Below are 17,757 nucleotides of genomic sequence, written 5' to 3'. Positions count from 1 at the left end.
ATACGCGGGTCGAGGCACACGCCTTCGATGATCTGACGGGTATTCAACCCAAGGCTCTCTGCGTAGCTGTCCAGCTCGTTAAAATAGGCAACACGCATCGCCAGATAGGTGTTAGCAAAGAGTTTAATGGCTTCCGCTTCTGTCGCGTCCGTGAACAGCACGTCAATGTTCTTTTTGATTGCGCCTTCCTGCAGCAGCGCAGCAAAACGTTCCGCACGCGCTGAGCGCTCGCCAATGACGATACGGGACGGGTGCAGGTTATCGTACAATGCCCTGCCCTCACGCAGAAACTCGGGTGAGAAGATGACATTATCGATACCCAGCTCTTCTTTAATCGACTGAGTGAAGCCAACAGGAATGGTCGATTTGATGATCATCACGGCATTCGGATTGATTGCCGTCACGTCCTTGATCACCGCCTCAACGCTTGAAGTATTGAAGTAGTTCGTCTTCGGATCGTAGTCGGTTGGCGTGGCGATGATGACAAAATCGGCCCCGCTGTAGGCATCAACTTTGTCCGTGGTGGCCCGGAAGTTCAACGGCTTGTTGCTCAGGTACTCCTGGATCTCTTTATCCACGATGGGAGAGATCTTCTGGTTCAGCATATCAACTTTGGCCTGCACGATATCCAGTGCGACCACTTCGTGGTGTTGCGCGATCAGGATCCCGTTTGAGAGACCCACATAACCTGTTCCGGAGATTGTTATTTTCATCGAGTTAACTTCTTTAGATTAAGTGTCCGGGAGCGACTACCGCCCCACCGCAATAAGCAACTTTTGGGGGTTTTACCTCGTATGCCGAGTTGATGTCAAGGCGTATGGCTGGCTACAGAAAGGCATAAATACAGTGGTTTATGCTGCGCTCTAGCATGTCGGTTGAATCAGCCGAGGTAATGCAGGGTATTACGCATAAAAAAAGCCCGGTGATGTTCACCGGGCTTCGCTACATGACTGAGTTAAATCAGATTAATCCAGCCACTCGGTGTGGAATACACCTTCTTTATCAGTGCGTTTATAGGTATGTGCACCGAAGTAGTCACGCTGCGCCTGAATCAGGTTGGCAGGCAGCACGGCGGCACGATAGCTATCGTAATAAGCAACGGCTGCAGAGAAGGTTGGAACCGGAATACCGTTCTGTACCGCATAAGCGACGACATCACGCAGCGCCTGCTGGTAATCATCGGCAATCTGCTTGAAGTATGGTGCCAGCAGCAGGTTTGCGATGTCCGCGTTTTCAGCATAGGCATCGGTGATTTTTTGCAGGAACTGAGCGCGTATGATGCAACCGGCACGGAAGATCTTCGCGATTTCACCGTAGTTCAGATCCCAGTTGTTTTCGTCAGACGCGGCGCGCAGCTGAGAGAAGCCCTGAGCGTAAGAGACGATTTTGCCCAAGTACAGTGCACGGCGAACTTTCTCGATAAATTCCGCTTTATCACCGGCCAGTTTCGGCTGCGGACCGCTCAGCACTTTAGAAGCCGCGACACGCTGCTCTTTCAGGGAAGAGATATAACGTGCAAAGACCGATTCAGTAATCAGGGACAGTGGCTCGCCCAGATCCAGGGAGCTCTGGCTGGTCCATTTACCGGTACCTTTGTTTGCCGCTTCATCAAGGATCACATCGACGAGGTATTTACCCTCTTCATCTTTCTTAGTGAAAATGTCTTTGGTGATGTCGATCAGGTAGCTGCTCAGTTCACCGTTGTTCCAGTCGGTGAAGGTTTGCGCCAGCTCGTCGTTAGTGAGATTCAGGCCGCCTTTCAGCAGAGAATAGGCTTCAGCAATCAGCTGCATATCGCCATATTCAATACCGTTGTGAACCATTTTTACGTAATGACCCGCACCATCCGGACCGATATAGGTCACACACGGCTCACCATCTTCGGCAACAGCAGCAATCTTAGTCAGGATTGGCGCAACCAGCTCGTAAGCATCTTTCTGGCCGCCTGGCATAATAGATGGGCCCTTCAGCGCGCCCTCTTCACCGCCGGATACACCGGTACCGATAAAGTTGAAGCCTTCAGCTGACAGTTCACGGTTACGACGAATGGTGTCGTGGAAGAAGGTGTTGCCGCCATCAATGATGATGTCGCCTTTTTCCAGATACGGTTTCAGGGAGTCGATGGCAGCATCAGTACCAGCGCCAGCTTTCACCATTAACAGGATACGACGAGGCGTCTCCAGGGATTCAACAAACTCCTGAACCGTATAGAACGGAACGAGTTTTTTGCCTGGGTTCTCGGCAATCACTTCTTCAGTTTTATCACGGGAGCGGTTGAAAACGGAGACGGTATAACCACGGCTTTCGATGTTCAGCGCCAGGTTGCGCCCCATCACTGCCATACCGACGACGCCGATCTGTTGTTTGGACATTACATACTCCTGTCAGGTGTGGTCACCGCGTCATGTACGCGGCTTGAAATGTGGCTTAGATGTTAACTCAACGAGTGTTTTTTTTAAAAGATAATTTTTGGATATTAGCAACAGATAATATATTAATTTTTTGTTGTTAATAAGTGTTTTATGGTTTTATCCCAATCATAAAATGCATCATCTTTTTCCAGACTCACTTCATTGAATACGGGTTTACCATTCACTAAATCAACAAACAAATCTGCTAAAGCATCTGAAGAATAAGGGTCAATGAAAGCAGCGCATTCATAATTACCCAAGGTTTCATGTGCATAGGGTAAATCTGCCAATATAATCGGCTTTGCATGCGTCTTCGCTTCTGAAATGGGCAGACCCCATGTTTCCAACAACGATGGGAATATAACAACGTCACATTGGTAATAAGCCTGCTCAACCTGAGTAAAATTTAATATGCCGGTAAAATTTACACCTTCAACATGTCTATATTTTTCAATTAAATGTTTTGCATATTTATTCGTATCTTCAGAAAAAGTTAAGGTGAGCGTTAGCTTGCCTTTATGCTCAGGCAATTTCTCATTGAATAGTGAGAGTGCATCAAGCAATAACTCAAAATTCTTGAACGTTCTGGGTAATGCAGGATAGAACAGATTCGTCGTAGGCTTAGGAGTAAAAGAAGGTTTCAAATCATTGACAATAGGATTAATTGGGCGAGAAACGATATAGCGCTCGGCTCCTACATGGTTTTTTAAATACTCGCCAAACCAACGCTGCTGTACAATAATCGCATCGTTTTTTTTGATATTGATTTTATAAAGCAAGTTATAGAATTTAGAAAAAAGATAGAACTTTGGCTCGTATACTACATCCTTAAAATTTGCCTTATACACTGTAGAGCAATTATGGCAATAAACATATTGTTTTTTAGCGGTGACATTTGGTGTGATATCGTGCATAGCCAACCACACATCCGCGCCCCATTTTTTACTCAAAGCCTTACATGTCACAAGCTCAAAATGGAGTCTTTTGAGCCAGCTTTTTTTAATGTCTGGAAACTCAATGAATGTGATGTTTTTAAAAACAATATCGTTAAACAAATCTTTTTTATGTACCAATGCATAAACAGTATCATCAGGAGAAGTATTCTTATCTAATGTTATCAATGCATCTCTGAAAACCTTAAGCGTTCCCCCCTCAACAAGATTAACGCCTGAAATGACTATAAACATAAATATTCCTTTCCACCAGATTACATTTTTTTATTTAAATTACGGTACATAAAGAGCGATGACATCATCATAAATACATATGGGTTCAAATACCCGGCACCACGAATATAGAGTGGAATAATAAATGACAGTAAGAAACAATAAGCAAATACATGCTGAGCAGAATAGGTTTTTTTCGAGTTAAACGAAATGAAAGCCTTGATAAATTTAAGCGTAAATAAAATGCAGAAAACTAAACCAATCAGTCCAAACTCAGAAATAAATTTCGAAGCAATAAATGAACCATCATACAAGTTCAAATGTCCGGCGCCTAAACTTTCTAAGACCCTTTGGCTTTCTCCAACCACGCCGTTGTAGCCCATTTGCTGGAAGCCTGTACCCAACCCTAAACTTTCAGTGAAGTTTAAAAACGCACGTTCAAGCCCGGAAAGATATACCAGTACAGAAAAGTTGGTAGAGTTGGCAAAACTTAAGCGCGAAGAAAAGTAGGTATAATCATAAGTGAACTGATAAAAAGTCCAGACAAATATTATCAAACATAACGCTATAGCGAAAGGTAAAACCCTTATCTTTTTAAGAGCAATTACGCAAAAGGCCAAACCAACCAGTAAGGTCAAATTCTGTACGGCAAGTGCAATACTAAACGATACGATAAGGATAATTATCGTGGTTGTCCCTCTTGCATAAAATAATGCAAACGAAAAAAATGGCAAAAATATCAAGGCATAGGCAGAGGGTTCAGAGAAAAATATCATGCTTTTATCTTGCACTACTCCGCCAATAATTAGCAGCGCTCCTACCAACCCTATAGCACAAAGAATATAAAACATTCTTAATGAAGCTTTTTTAATAGTGTAGTCCGACAGATAATTTACAGTATTCGCAAAACAAGATGCGAAGTAAACCATAAGCAGTAATGATACAACAGAGAAATACACCTTTATATTAAAGAGTTCGGCAATACCATTAACAAAGAAGCTAGCAATAATATTTAATACCAGCACAAAAAAGACCAGCGCAGTTGCCAAACGACACTCACGGGTTATCCATTTAAAGCGTAAAAAAACGAATAAGACAGTTAATGCGACCAGAGTTGCAAGTGAAAAGTTACCAAGCCCTAATCGATAGTATATAAAATCAGGAGCAATAAACACAAGCATCAAAAAGAATAAAAAAGTATTTGTATTGTGAGATTTAAAATTATTTATAGTCATACATTAACTCAATTATTTCTTTTGCCCATGCGTCCCAATTTAAATGACTATGATATCTTTCAAATGCATTACTTGCATAGCGATTATAGTTATCTAAATTATGAATTATTTCATAAATACTGTTCGCGAACGCTTGAGAATCTGTTGGATCATTAATCAGCAATCCAGTTTCACCTTCAATAACAATAGAACTAATCCCGCCTGTATTAGTTGCAACAACTGGCATACCATAAGCAGCTGCCTCACAAAACACCATGCCATAGCATTCAGCGATCGTTGGTAATAAAAGCACATCGGATTTAAGGAGAACATTTTTAAAAACATTCATCTCAGATGGAATGTCTTTATTCAGGCGGCCTGTCACTTCAACCCACTCTGGAAGATCTCTGGTATCAGGGGTACATCCGCAAACAATAAGCTTAGCGGCAATATTTTTACTTTCACGCAAATATTGCACTGCCTCTAACGCTACTTTTCCACCTTTGCGTTCCCAGTCGACGCCCAAAAATAATAAGGTACACGATTTATCATCATCTTTGGTTCTGATTTTTGGATGAGTATAAGGTTCTACTATATTAGCACCCCAGAGTAATTTTTTAACTTTTGACTCAGGTATGTTGTAATGTTTGACACAAAAATCAGCAGCCCAGTCTGAAGGGAAAGATACTATTGCAGCGTTATTTAAAGCAGCGTTCTCAATCTTACTTCCTTGGTAATGGAAAGAATCATTAATAGAATTAAAATTACTATAATATTTTTTTAGCTGATCGTAAGTTGTGTCTGATAAATATAATATTGGAATGTTGGTTTTTAATTTTGCTATTTGCGTTGAGCCTGCCGGCGCAATAATGAAATCTATGCCTGACAATTTTTTTAATCTTTTATTAAACCGAAACGCATATTCATAAGATAAAATCGAAGAGTAACTATAATCATAATTGATCCCGAATAATTTTAGAACCAATTTAAATGCTTTCAACAATGGCTTAGTAAATGAATTTACGGGACCAAGTACCTTAACGTCAATATTATGCCTTTTAAGCGCAGACAGCATATAATAAGGTGTCCCTGACCAACTACCTGTTGAGGTAGGATCATAAGATGACAGAAATGCAACTTTCATCTAAACGCTCCCCTAAAAAAAGGCTTTTGTTTTAGCACAATATTTAATAATACTTCTCACATGCCAAACAAAATGTTTAGAGAGTAATGATCTATTGGCATGCTGTGCTTTATGTACTGCGCTAATCATCGGGTAATAGATGAGATTTATCCCCTCCACTTTGCTTCTGTAACAAATATCGATATCTTCGCAATACATGAAAAATGATTCATCAAACCCGCCTAGCTTAGCGTAATGATCTGCCCGGAAAGCGAGGAATGAACCGGCTGCCCAATCAACAACACATTTATTATTAATAGAAGCTTTTTCGATAATTGTTTTATTTTGGAAACCAAGATATGAAAGGAAAAAGTCTTTAAATTTTGGAAAATGTCTTATCGAATTATCGTAAATGATTTTTGCATCATCTTTAAATAAATTTATTGTTGCAGCTTTTTCATCATTTTGTTGCATAGCCTGACATAATTCAACAACATCAGTTAAATCAATCAATACATCTGGATTCAAAACAATAAAGTAATCTTCTCCTTTCATATTTAAATGACTTTGACAGAAGTTGAAAACAATATTGTTATTCTCTCCAAATCCACAATTAAATTGCTCATTGATAAAATAAATACATTCTGAATCTTTTTCATTTAATGAGGAATGTATTTTGTTATTTTTAACGACAAGATTAATATTCTTATAATTTTTAACTTGTTCAAGAATCCCACTTTCACGAATCATATCGTCATGACCATGAGATACAATGGAAATAAATATTTTACTTTGATTATTTTCCATGTTGTAATTTTTTCCTACCAAAACTAAAAATAATGAGAAGACATACAATCATCTTGTTGAATTCTTTTCTTCTGGCTCTATTAAAAGCAACACCGAACAGAGATAACCATACTGTGATAAAGCATTGAGGATAAAACTTAGCAGTTACCAGAAGTCGGTTCCTGATGGAGCAAAAATCAGCTACTTTACTTTTACCGCCGCCTGTGCTTGCACCTTCTTTATGATAAACAATGCTGTCAGAGCAAACACCCAGTTTGAAATTAGCCTTTCTCGCCCGCAAACAAATATCTAATTCTTCATAATATAAGAAATATTCTTCATACATTAAACCAATTTTATCCAGACACGCTTTAGTGAAGAACATCGCCGCGCCTATGACATAATCGATTTGCTGAGCAACAACTTCATCATTATATTTAGCATGTGCACTTTCACCGATGCCATACTGTTTTGTTGTACACAGCCATTTATTATGTAATCCACCTAAGCCTTGCTGCGTTTCTCTGTCATCAAAATATACTAACCGAGAACCACATATACCAATGCTTGAGTCTTTACTACATTTATCAACTAAATATTTAAGTGCGTTGATATCGACTTCTGTATCATTATTCAACACCCATACATAATCGGCATCATCCTGGTTAAGCGCAAACTTCACGCCCAGATTATTTCCACCAGCATAGCCGCGATTATAATCTGACTGAATGTAAATTATTTTTTCATCATTCTTAACTTTATAAGTGTTAATTTCTTCCGTCGTAATTATATTGGCCTGACGCTTATCACTGGCCTTGCTAATCACTTCGTTTTTTATCGTGGTATATGAGTCATCCGTTGATTTATTATCTATTATAATAATTCTAAATTTATCATAGTTCATTTGGAGTAAGCTATTGACGCACTGGCATGTGTCCTTCGCCCCATTCCAGTTTAATACTATTACATATACCATTACTTTACCTTTGCGTCTTCATAAGAATATTACATCTATGGCTCATATAATACAAAAGCATAAAATCAACAATAACTCTTGCAGTCCATAAAAAGGCAACACCAACAATTCCGAATTGCTTAGTAAACACAAACAATAAAATCATATACGGAATAAATTCCAGCATATGAATATAAGCTGTATATTTTGCCTTGCCAAAGGCTTGTATATTTGCAAATGGTATTTGTGAAAAGCAATTAAAGAAAAAGCCAACAATCATAATTTGCAATATTGTTGACGAGGTCCCTGCAAATTGACTACCCATCCAGATAGTTAATATTTTCTCAGCGAAAATATAGACGAAAATACATAAAGGGAGACAGATAAGTGTCATCAGCTTGTAGGCGTTCTTCTGATGCGTAATAGACTCATCGTAATTATTCAAGCGGCTAAGTTTTGGGAAAATAGCTTTGCCTAATGAGCCCGGTATTATAGACAATCTGTTTACAAGTTCATTTGGCACAGTATAAAAAGAAATTTTCGATGCGCCCGCAATATTTGATAAGATGAATCTATCCATGCTGATCAACAGCGGCGATATAATGTTACTAACGGTTACCCACCCTCCGTAATAAAACATACGTTTTAAAACAGATAGTGAAAAATAGCTTATGCCTAAGGTAATTCTTTTCCTGACGTATAAATAACTCAATAGCAGGCAGATAATCCTAGCCAAAGCTATCCCTAACACGGCAAAAAAAAGACTCTCCTGATAGAAAACAAAGCAGACAGGCAAACCAGCAATAAGTGAATTACCAATGCTCTTTTGAATGTTTAAATGCCCAAAATATTCACGCCCTTCAAGTTCGGCAAGGAATATTTGCGTCACTAAGAACACAGGAATAAGTAAAGCAAGGACGACAATTGAACGATATACATCGGAATAATACTGGCTGCTAATATTAAGCAACGTGATAATATTATCTCTGAAAAGAAATAACGCCCCTCCACCTAACAATCCTAATATAAAAATAGCAACGAGCGATGTTATGATAACGGTATTGCTGTCTGATTTATTCTCTTTTAACAGCGCTATTTCTCTTACAACAGCTCTGGTTAAACCTGCATCAAATATGCTTGCATATCCAATAACTATCATCGACAACGTATACAGCCCAAATAATTCAACGCCTATCTTTCGTGCGATAATTCCAAATGCTGGAATGGCAATCAACGTCGGGATTGCATACCCTGCCATATTCCATATGCTGTTTTTCAAAAGTGACATAATTTAGTAATTTCTATTCATAAATAGTGTTTTATTGTAACCCTTTCTGAATTGGCCAATTGATTTATTTGGTTAGTAACCTTTAAGCATTTTCAACAAATATTGACCGTAAGCATTTTTCGCTAAAGGTTTCGCAAGGTCTTTAACCTGCTCCGCATCGATGAAGCCTTTACGGTAGGCGATCTCTTCCGGACAAGCCACCTTCAATCCCTGGCGCTCTTCAATGGTTGCAATGAAGTTACTCGCTTCAATCAAACTTTGATGCGTTCCCGTATCCAGCCAGGCAAAACCACGGCCCATCATCGCAACGGAGAGACGGCCCTGCTCCATATACAGACGGTTGATGTCAGTGATTTCCAGTTCGCCACGCGGGGAGGGCTTCAGACTCTTCGCCATTTCCACCACGCTATTGTCATAGAAATAAAGACCGGTTACGGCATAATTACTTTTTGGCTCAGCCGGTTTTTCTTCGAGACTGACAGCCGTGCCTTCTTTATCAAACTCAACGACGCCATAACGCTCAGGATCGTTCACGTGATAAGCAAAGACTGTAGCACCGCTTTCTTTGTTCACAGCGGAGTCCATCAATTTCGGCAGATCGTGGCCATAGAAGATGTTATCGCCCAGCACCAGCGCACAGTCATCGTCACCAATGAACTCTTCGCCGAGAATAAAGGCCTGCGCCAGGCCGTCCGGGCTCGGCTGGACTTTGTACTGCAGATTAAGGCCCCACTGACTGCCATCACCGAGCAACTGCTCAAAGCGTGGCGTATCCTGAGGGGTACTGATGATCAGAATGTCACGAATACCCGCCAGCATGAGCGTGGAGAGCGGGTAGTAGATCATCGGTTTGTCATAGATGGGCAGCAGTTGTTTGCTGACAGCCATAGTGACCGGATACAGACGAGTTCCTGAGCCACCGGCTAAAATAATCCCTTTACGCGTTTTCATTTCATCATCTCTATATGTGCAAAATGCCCGTAAACGGGCATTTAATGTAAGGTCAGACCGCAGTAGTCGTAAACAGCTCAGCCAGCATTCGTTTCACCCCGATATCCCATTGAGGTAATACGAGGTCAAAGTTTTGCTGGAATTTTTCCGTGTTCAGACGGGAATTATTCGGGCGGCGTGCAGGGGTAGGATAAGCGCTCGTTGGCACTGCATTGAGCTTTGTTATTGCCAGTTCAATACCAGCCTTACGCGCTTCGTCGAATACCAGGGCGGCGTAGTCGTGCCAGGTGGTCACACCACCCGCAACCAGATGATAGAGTCCTGCAACTTCAGGTTGCTTCATGGCCACACGGATCGCATGCGCCGTACAGTCGGCCAGCAATTCCGCGCCTGTCGGTGCGCCAAACTGATCGTTGATGACCGACATCTCCGTACGCTCTTTGGCAAAACGCAGCATGGTTTTCGCGAAGTTATTGCCTTTACCCGCGTAAACCCAACTGGTGCGAAAAATTAAGTGCCGGACACAATTTTCCTGCAAAGCTTTCTCACCAGCCAGTTTGGTTTCGCCATAGACATTCAGCGGTGCGGTGGCATCTGTTTCCAGCCATGGCTTCTCCCCATTGCCAGGAAAAACGTAATCTGTGGAATAGTGAACAACCCAGGCACCGATTTTTTCCGCTTCTTTAGCGATAGCTTCTACGCTTGTGGCATTGAGCAGTCGGGCAAATTCCGGCTCTGACTCCGCTTTATCTACAGCAGTATGTGCCGCCGCGTTGACGATGACATCTGGCTTAATGCGACGTACGGTTTCAGCAACGCCTTCCGGATTGCTGAAATCACCGCAATACTCACTGGAGTGCACATCCAGGGCAATAAGATTACCTAACGGCGCAAGAGAACGCTGTAGCTCCCAGCCCACCTGCCCTGTTTTGCCGAACAGAAGGATATTCATCACCCACGAGCTCCGTAGTTCTGTTCTATCCAGGTTTGATAGTTGCCGCTTTTCACGTTCTCGACCCACTGGGTGTTGGCCAGATACCACTGCACCGTTTTGCGGATGCCGCTCTCAAAGGTCTCTTGCGGCTTCCAGCCCAACGTCTGGCTAATCTTATCGGCATCGATGGCATAACGACGGTCATGACCCGGACGGTCTGTCACGTAGGTGATCTGATCGCGATACGAGCCCTCTTTCGGCACGATCTCATCCAGCAAATCGCAGATGGTATGCACTACCTCCAGGTTCTGCTTCTCGTTATGACCACCGATGTTGTAGGTTTCGCCCGGCTTACCCTGGGTCACTACGGTATAGAGCGCGCGAGCGTGATCCTCAACATAGAGCCAGTCGCGGATCTGATCGCCCTTGCCATAAATCGGCAGCGCTTTCCCCTCAAGCGCGTTGAGGATCACCAGCGGGATCAGTTTTTCTGGGAAGTGATAAGGGCCGTAGTTATTCGAGCAGTTAGTCACAATAGTCGGTAAACCGTAGGTGCGTAACCATGCGCGAACGAGGTGATCGCTGGATGCCTTAGAAGCCGAATAAGGGCTGCTCGGTGCGTATGCCGTCGTTTCAGTGAATAGCGGCAGTGCTGTCGAGGCAGGATGCTCGTCCGGGTGCGGCAGATCGCCGTAAACTTCATCCGTGGAGATATGATGGAAGCGGAAGGCTTTTTTCGCCTCTTCGCCAAGCATAGACCAGTATGCTCGGGCCGCCTCCAGCAGCACGTAGGTACCGACGATATTGGTCTCGATAAACGCAGCCGGGCCGGTAATGGAGCGATCAACATGGCTCTCCGCGGCCAGATGCATCACCGCATCAGGCTTATGCTCGGCAAAAATACGGTCCATTGCCGTTTTATCGCAAATGTCCGCATGTTCAAAAACGTAACGCTGGCTGCCGCTCACGTCAGCAAGTGATTCCAGGTTACCGGCGTAGGTCAATTTATCGACATTAACCACTGAATCCTGAGTGTTCTGAATAATATGTCGTACAACCGCAGAGCCGATAAAACCGGCACCACCAGTAACAAGAATTTTCACGCGTTCTTTTCCATTAATTGATAAATCAGGATGATCACATTCTGCAGCCGCTATTACAGCCTGAACAGAAAACAGACACGCTACCGCCCCTGGCTTAACAGCTACCAGTGCACTGAAGGTGGTCATAATAGAGGTTTTTTGCCGCCAGAGCCCAGCATAATGGCTACAGGGTAGCGTTCAAATCAATTAATAATTGTCGTCTTAAATGCTGGCAGAAACAAGGGAAAAATAGGGCTAATGAAACAAAAAGGCAGCGGTTAACTTGCTGAAAATTAGGAATTTATTTAAAAAAGAAACGGCAGGGTCATTCACATGGCCTATGAAAGCCCGGAATGATCCACTGCCGTTCAGACAACGACGAAGAACGGTTAGTTGTTAGTTAAGAGTTTCATCATGCTTTCGCGGAACTTCTGCCCTTCTTTCAGATTACGCAGGCCATACTGAACAAAGGCTTGCATATATCCCAGTTTCTTACCGCAGTCGTAGCTGTCGCCGGTCATCAGCATAGCGTCTACAGACTGCTTCTTCGCCAGTTCAGCGATAGCATCCGTCAGCTGAATACGATCCCAGGCACCTGGTTCGGTACGTTCCAGTTCAGCCCAGATTTCCGCGTTCAGCACATAGCGGCCCACGGCCATCAGATCGGAATCAAGCGTCTGCGGCTGATCAGGCTTCTCGATAAATTCAACAATACGGCTGACTTTACCCTCGGTATCCAGCGGCTCTTTGGTCTGAATAACGGAGTATTCAGACAGATCGCCTTTCATGCGCTTCGCCAGCACCTGGCTACGGCCCGTCTCGTTGAAACGCGCCACCATGGCCGCCAGGTTATAGCGCAGCGGATCGGCAGAAGCATTGTCCAGAATGATATCGGGCAGGACGACCACGAACGGGTTATCCCCCACTACAGGACGCGCGCACAGAATAGAGTGGCCCAGCCCCAGCGGCTGCGCCTGGCGAACGTTCATAATGGTCACGCCCGGTGGGCAGATGGACTGCACTTCCGCCAGCAGTTGACGCTTAACGCGCTGCTCCAGGAGGGCTTCAAGTTCGTAGGAGGTGTCGAAGTGGTTTTCCACCGCATTCTTGGAGGAGTGCGTAACCAGAACGATTTCTTTGATCCCTGCAGCAACAATCTCGTCGACGATGTACTGAATCATCGGCTTGTCAACGATCGGCAGCATCTCTTTAGGAATGGCTTTTGTGGCCGGGAGCATATGCATGCCGAGACCGGCTACCGGAATGACTGCTTTCAAATTAATCATATTTCTTCCACCTTAAAATGGTTGCCGAATTATAGCCCTTTAGCCTGGTTTCGCCAGCACGAATTGCTACAAATCTGGAGATGATGTTACGCAATTACAGCGTAAATTTCAGCGGATGCAATCCGAATAGTCGCGCTTTAATTCCAGGAATCCTCGCAAAATGCCGGCTGGTTAATATTTAGCGCTTCGGCAGGTTAAAATTCAGCCGTTCCGTATTGAGCGTATGATGGTCAATTCGGTCGATATCGACCGAACTTTGCCCCTTTTCATTAACCGCGTTAATGTTCGCCAGCGAGAGCAGCGTTTCGTCCCGCGCCATAAACTTCCCGCGCACATCTTTGCGCAGATCAAAATTCAGCTTCAGGGCTGGGCCCCTGTCTGCATCCTGCATCACGTTGATATTACGCATAAAAAGATGCTGAGGTTTATTATGGAACTCCAGAGAAGCGCGCCTCATCTCAAGGTTGGTGAGGGCTACGAACGAGGTTTTATTGCCGGAGGAGATCTGTATTCCGCGCAATTTTCGTGCAAGTTTCTGGTTATCCAGATGAATATTGTTGAGGCGGAAATTCTGCGGTATCGACAAATAGTCGCCTTTAATCACGCCGTAACCAATTAACATCCCGGCGCTGTCGGTCATCTCAACATTATCGATGACAAAATTATCGCAGCCATATATCGCGACCGTTGCGTTATCAATACCCGCTTTCTTACTAAAGTCCGGGGTGATATTGCGGGCCTTAACATTACGTATGATAAAGTGTTTGCCGTTTTCAACGTGCACCAGCTGACGGCAATTGCTCCCGGTAATATTGGCCACCACAAAGTTCTTTACCGTCTGGTCTTCAGGGTAGTTATTGTCGTAGGTGCTGCCCGCCAGACCGATGCCGATACCCCAGTTAATTTTCCCGTTAGTACAGTCGATATGGTCGATCACGTGGTCTGAGATGAGGATGTTTTTGTCATTAATCGCCACGTTCCATTCGATGGCGTCACCCTGCAGGTAGCTGAAATGACAGTTGGTAATCTTTACGCCATCCATCTGGTTATGAAACCCCTGGCGCAGGATTGCATAGTTGGCTTTAGTGACCCGCAGGTTGTCGATCAGCAGATTACGCATCACCCGCTTTTGTTTACCGCCAATGTAGATCTGGGTCACCGGGCCATAGCCGCTCATCGCCAGGCCCTGGATCACGCAGTCAGAACCGCGCACGTCGAGGGTGATGTTTTCGCTGCGCCCCTTCCCTTCCCCGATTACCTTGCTGCCATCCTGCAATACCAGCCGCCCGCGGCCATTGCCGGTCATCGCACCGAGAATGCGCAGGGTTTTGCCCTCGGGAATAAAAATGGCGGCGTTGATGTTCTCGCAGGTGACGTCCGCAGGTACCACAACGGTATCACCCTCGGTAAAAGCCTTCTTAAATGCGGCAATTCCGTCACGAAGGTCATACCGGCTGATCTCCACCGTGGCAGCGTTTTTGGCGGCCCGAACGCCGACCAGCGGCGCGGCCGCCAGCACGGAACAGGTGGTGACAAACGCGCGTCGCGTCATCTCTTTCGGCATATCGCCTCCGTTTAAAGCGTGTGTAGCAGAGTGGCTAACTGTCGATTGATAAGGTGTTGATTGAAATCGGTCTCCACCTTTTTGCGCGCATTGTGCAGCACAGGCGAGAGCTCCTGATGGGCAATCGCGGCAAACTGTTCAAGCTGGTTAGCCAGCGCCTCCGCATTGTTCTCCTCCACCAGCCAGCCGGAATGGCCTGGTTCGATCAGTTCAGGAATACCGCTATGCACCGTGGACAGGACCGGTATACCCACCGCCATGGCTTCCATCAGCGCAACCGGGATCCCCTCCATATCACCGTCTGCGCCGGTAACAGACGGAAGTAAAAAGATATCGGCGGCATCGAGCATGGCTTTGACCTCATGGCTGGGCTTGAACCCTGGCATCTCGACATGCGCCTCCAGCTCATACTGTTCGATCAGGGTGCGCAGCCGGCGCTCCCAGGGGCCAATGCCCAGAATACGGTAGCGAAAATCCACCCCACGCGCTTTCAGCTGGCGGCAGGCTTCGATTGCCACGTGTAGCCCTTTTTTCTCCGTCAGACGTGCAACAGAGATGATTTGCAGTGGGCTTCCCGGCGTTTTAACCGGCCGCTGGGTAAAGCGCTGCATATCCACGCCCATGCGCGAAACGGTGATTTTCTCCGGCGGACAGCCCATGGTTTTGAGCCGCCCGGCCCACAGTTCGCTGATGGGCAGCATCATGTCGCCGCGCTGAAAGAGCCGCTGGTATTCAGGTGTATAGTGGTTCAGCACCTCACGGCTGGAGATATCAATGCCGTGAAAGACGGTGGCGATTTTCCCCTCAATAACGCCCAGCTCGCGCAGCTTGGCCGCCGTCACGCCTGCCGGACCGAAGTGGGCGATAAACACATCCGCACGCCAGGGACGCTGCGTCTGGCCGCAAATGGCGGAGAGGATCAGATTGCGCGACTCGGCGCCATAGCGGGAGATATTCAGCGCCTTCCAGGTGCCAGGGCGGTGCAGCCCGCGCAGGGTCTGGCGGGCGCGGTAACGCAGTTTCGCAAGCCGGCCCTGGGGCTCATCCTGCAGCCCGCGGGTTTTGCTGGCGAGGTCATACTGCGTCCATGCGGCGTGGGTATTTTGCGTATCGCCCTTTTGCAGGGCGATAATCTCCACGTCATATCCCATATCGATAAAGGCGGTGATCTGGTTAAGCACAAACGTTTCAGAGGAGAGCGGGAATTTCAGTAAGAAGAAACCAACCTTCATTTGCCCTCCCCGACCCGATCCAGTACCGATTTCACCATTTTGATGCCGTTTTCACGTTCGGCTTTCACCGCTACCGCCAGGCGTTCGTTGATGGCTGGCAGCTGGCCGAGGGTATCGCCGACCATTGCCCCCAGGGAGCCGTCCAGCAGATGACGAATATCCACCGCCATCTCCGGCATGCCCAGCTGCTGCATGATCCCGGCAGACTTGTGTTCGTAGTTAATCGCGATGGCCGGGGTGCCGAAGTTCATAGAGATAATGGCCGAATGCAGACGGGTGCCTACGGTCAGATCGCACGCCCCCAGCAGCTTGCCCATCTCCAGATCGTTAAGTTCGTCCATCACCACGTGGTAGCGGGACGGATCGCTGACGTGCTGGCGCAGATTCAGCGCCACCATCCGGTCATCTTTGTTGTAGCTGTCGATGCCGGTACAGGTAGAGAGCGCCAGCACCTGATAGCCGCTGTCCAGCACCCGGTTGACCACCTCAGCAAAGGCTTTCTCATAGGCCGCCTGGGTGGTGCCAAGACGCTTATCAAACGGCGCCAGCTCGCGCAGGGTAATGGCGACGGTCTTCTGCTGCGCCGCCACGTTCAGCCAGTGCTGCACGGCATAGCTGGGGGTAAAATTCGCCTCCTGATGATCCACCAGCCAGGCGGTATCCACTCCCTGCTCTACCTTGCTTGTGTCGATCTCGCTACGCTGCATCAGATTCAGGCTCACCGACTCGCGCAGGATTAGCGCGTCACAGTGACCAAACACGTAGTTTGCCAGCTGATTGAACTGGGGATCCTGGAACGGACCGACGCTGTGACCGACCATAAACAGCGGCTTTTTCGCCATAAAGGTGCAGAGCGCATGCTCGAACTGCGGCACGCCGTAAAGGTCGACAAAAAAGGATCCGCCCACCTGAATAATGGCGTCGTAGCCGGAGAGCAGACGGACAAAATCGGTAAAGCCCTGGGCAATGGCAATATTACGCAGCTTGCCGGTGTCGGTCACACGTGACAGCAGCACCTGGTGCTGATAGCGGCGGCGCAGCACCTTTTTCACCCGGCCCATCACGCCCGCGGCGCTGTTATGCTGCTTCATCTGGCTGTAGAGCGGATCGCCCATCACCGGGCGGTTCAGTAGCCAGGAGGAGCTGACCGGATAACGGCTCATCACATCCACTTCTGTCTCAGGGGAGAGGGTGTAAATCGCATCCAGCAGGCCGCGCAGAATGGCGCTGTCACCGCGGTTGCCACAGGTATGGTTGCCCAGAATCAATAATTTCATAATAACCTCTTAAAAAATTCCCCTCCCCAACGGAGAGGGGGAGGAAATAATTAACCTGCGCGAAGCAGCGTTTTCATCTTTTCGTTGCGGCAGAACTGGCGCTTGATCTCCACCACCAGCGCGTTCCGCGACAGCACAATCATCACCGCGAAGGCCAGGGCACCCGCGGCGACCTGCACCGCCAGCAACGCCGCCAGCGGCAAATGGCCTTGCAGGGCCAGCCCTAAGCCATAGCTCACGGCAAGGGTTGGCAGTGAGAGGTAAAACGGCAGCCAGAGGCTCAGGATGTACTGGGGGGTGCGGAGGCCCAGCACGGTCTAAAACATCACGAAGTAGCTCAGGATGGTGTGGACAATCAGCACAAGCAGGAAGCCCAGCGTAACGCCCATCGCGCCTGCCAGAGAACCGCCGATAACGATCGCCGGAATAAACAGAAAGGTTTTGAAGACGTTAAATTTAAAGCTGATATCGACGCGGGCTTTTGCCAT

Annotated in this window: 15 protein-coding genes and 1 pseudogene; all 16 read right to left on the bottom strand. The window is 46.4% G+C overall.

What is annotated here, in order from left to right:
• Positions 1-713: nucleotide sugar dehydrogenase (locus tag WFM46_RS18705; protein ID WP_336998224.1), on the bottom strand; the 713-nt coding region annotated here is incomplete at its 3' end.
• Between the two features lie 252 nt (positions 714-965).
• Complete coding sequence (gndA, locus tag WFM46_RS18700; RefSeq protein WP_336998223.1) at positions 966-2,372, bottom strand: NADP-dependent phosphogluconate dehydrogenase; 1,407 nt, start codon at positions 2,370-2,372, stop codon at positions 966-968.
• Between the two features lie 122 nt (positions 2,373-2,494).
• A complete protein-coding gene (locus WFM46_RS18695; RefSeq protein WP_336998222.1) occupies positions 2,495-3,598 on the bottom strand; it encodes a glycosyltransferase in 1,104 nt (367 codons plus the stop codon).
• Between the two features lie 20 nt (positions 3,599-3,618).
• Positions 3,619-4,812, bottom strand: a complete 1,194-nt coding sequence (locus WFM46_RS18690; RefSeq protein ID WP_336998221.1) for a hypothetical protein — start codon at positions 4,810-4,812, stop codon at positions 3,619-3,621.
• A complete protein-coding gene (locus WFM46_RS18685; RefSeq protein WP_156654860.1) occupies positions 4,799-5,935 on the bottom strand; it encodes a glycosyltransferase family 4 protein in 1,137 nt (378 codons plus the stop codon). The genes WFM46_RS18690 and WFM46_RS18685 overlap by 14 nt, the downstream gene beginning before the upstream one ends.
• A gap of 12 nt (positions 5,936-5,947) precedes the next feature.
• Complete coding sequence (locus WFM46_RS18680) at positions 5,948-6,721, bottom strand: glycosyltransferase family 2 protein (protein ID WP_156654861.1); 774 nt, start codon at positions 6,719-6,721, stop codon at positions 5,948-5,950.
• Positions 6,711-7,676: a glycosyltransferase family 2 protein gene (locus WFM46_RS18675; protein WP_336998220.1), complete on the bottom strand. Its 966-nt coding sequence runs from the start codon at positions 7,674-7,676 to the stop codon at positions 6,711-6,713. The genes WFM46_RS18680 and WFM46_RS18675 overlap by 11 nt, the downstream gene beginning before the upstream one ends.
• 4 nt (positions 7,677-7,680) lie before the next feature.
• The gene (locus WFM46_RS18670) at positions 7,681-8,943 is read right to left on the bottom strand and encodes a flippase (protein WP_325940841.1); all 1,263 of its coding nucleotides are present in this window, start codon (positions 8,941-8,943) and stop codon (positions 7,681-7,683) included.
• Between the two features lie 72 nt (positions 8,944-9,015).
• Positions 9,016-9,894, bottom strand: a complete 879-nt coding sequence (gene rfbA / locus WFM46_RS18665; RefSeq protein WP_103180206.1) for a glucose-1-phosphate thymidylyltransferase RfbA — start codon at positions 9,892-9,894, stop codon at positions 9,016-9,018.
• A 52-nt stretch (positions 9,895-9,946) separates the two neighbouring features.
• Positions 9,947-10,846, bottom strand: a complete 900-nt coding sequence (gene rfbD, locus WFM46_RS18660) for a dTDP-4-dehydrorhamnose reductase (protein WP_336998219.1) — start codon at positions 10,844-10,846, stop codon at positions 9,947-9,949.
• Positions 10,846-11,931: a dTDP-glucose 4,6-dehydratase gene (rfbB, locus tag WFM46_RS18655; RefSeq protein WP_336998218.1), complete on the bottom strand. Its 1,086-nt coding sequence runs from the start codon at positions 11,929-11,931 to the stop codon at positions 10,846-10,848. The genes rfbD and rfbB overlap by 1 nt, the downstream gene beginning before the upstream one ends.
• 368 nt (positions 11,932-12,299) lie before the next feature.
• Positions 12,300-13,196, bottom strand: coding sequence for a GalU regulator GalF (gene galF, locus WFM46_RS18650; RefSeq protein WP_336998217.1), 897 nt, complete (start codon positions 13,194-13,196; stop codon positions 12,300-12,302).
• Between the two features lie 178 nt (positions 13,197-13,374).
• Positions 13,375-14,760: a colanic acid biosynthesis protein WcaM gene (gene wcaM / locus WFM46_RS18645; protein ID WP_180209855.1), complete on the bottom strand. Its 1,386-nt coding sequence runs from the start codon at positions 14,758-14,760 to the stop codon at positions 13,375-13,377.
• A gap of 11 nt (positions 14,761-14,771) precedes the next feature.
• Complete coding sequence (wcaL, locus tag WFM46_RS18640) at positions 14,772-15,992, bottom strand: colanic acid biosynthesis glycosyltransferase WcaL (RefSeq protein WP_336998216.1); 1,221 nt, start codon at positions 15,990-15,992, stop codon at positions 14,772-14,774.
• Positions 15,989-17,269, bottom strand: a complete 1,281-nt coding sequence (wcaK, locus tag WFM46_RS18635; RefSeq protein ID WP_156654869.1) for a colanic acid biosynthesis pyruvyl transferase WcaK — start codon at positions 17,267-17,269, stop codon at positions 15,989-15,991. The genes wcaL and wcaK overlap by 4 nt, the downstream gene beginning before the upstream one ends.
• Positions 17,270-17,319: 50 nt before the next feature.
• A pseudogene (locus WFM46_RS18630) lies at positions 17,320-17,757 on the bottom strand (colanic acid exporter); the annotation flags it as partial.

It is taken from the genome of Leclercia sp. M50 (genome assembly GCF_037150775.1).
Classification (GTDB): Bacteria; Pseudomonadota; Gammaproteobacteria; order Enterobacterales; family Enterobacteriaceae; genus Enterobacter.
This window is presented reverse-complemented; position numbering and strand designations above follow the sequence as displayed.